Annotated in this window: 1 protein-coding gene; it reads right to left on the reverse strand. The window is 65.7% G+C overall.

What is annotated here, in order from left to right; genetic code table 11:
- Positions 1 to 144 precede the first annotated feature (144 nt).
- A partial coding sequence (locus ACZY0B_RS27630; protein ID WP_463767403.1) for a phosphoenolpyruvate carboxykinase domain-containing protein occupies positions 145 to 1059 on the reverse strand: 915 nt, incomplete at its 5' end.

Raw genomic sequence — 1059 nt, forward strand, 5'->3', positions numbered from 1 at the left:
CGGTGTTAGCTATCTATACACCGAAACGTGGGGTTCCAAACAACCCGCTGGAATGCAGAAGTCACGTTTGCCGTCGAAGCCCGCCGAAAATAAATCGGGCTGACGCGTCCTGCGCGCCAGCCCGATTCAACGTTGCGTGCGGTGTTAGTCCGCCTCGGACAGCCGCTGCTTGAGCGCCTCGAACTCGTCCTTGACGCCGGTGGGCAGCTTGTCGCCGACGAACTCGAACCACTCCTCGATCAGGGGCAGTTCCGCGCGCCACTCGGCCGCGTTGACCGCCAGCGCCTTGGTCACGTCGGCGCCTTCGATGTCGAGCCCGTCCAGGTCAAGGTCCCCGGCCGTCGGCACGATACCGATCGCGGTGTCCTGGCCACCGGCCTGATGTTCGATGCGGTCGACGATCCACTTCAGCACCCGGCTGTTCTCGCCGAAGCCCGGCCACAGGAAGCCGCCGTCTTCGTCGCGGCGGAACCAGTTGACGAAGAACACCTTTGGCAGCTTGGACTCGTCGGAGTTCTTGCCCAGGTCCAACCAGTGCTGGAAGTAGTCACCGACGTGGTAGCCCAGGAACGGCAGCATGGCCATCGGGTCGCGGCGCACGGTGCCGACCTTGCCCTCGGCCGCGGCGGTCTGCTCGCTGCCCATGGTGGCGCCCATGAACACGCCGTGCTGCCAATCGCGGGCCTCGGTCACCAGCGGCACCGTCGTCTTGCGGCGGGCGCCGAACAGGATGCCCGAGATCGGCACGCCCTGCGGGTCGTCCCACTCCGGCGCCAGGATCGGGCACTGCGACATCGGAGTGCAGTATCGCGAATTCGGGTGCGCGGCTTTGGTTTCCGTGTCGCGGATGTACCAGTCCTGGCCCTTCCAGTCGATCAGGTGATCGGGCTCGCCTTCCAGGCCTTCCCACCACACCTCGTCGTCGTCGGTGAGCGCGACGTTGGTGAACACGGTGTTGCCTGCGGCGATGGTGCGCATGGCATTCGGGTTGGACTTCCAGTTGGTGCCCGGCGCGACGCCGAAGAAACCGAACTCGGGGTTGACCGCGTAGAGCCGGCC

The organism is Mycobacterium sp. IDUB_19 (assembly GCF_055419445.1).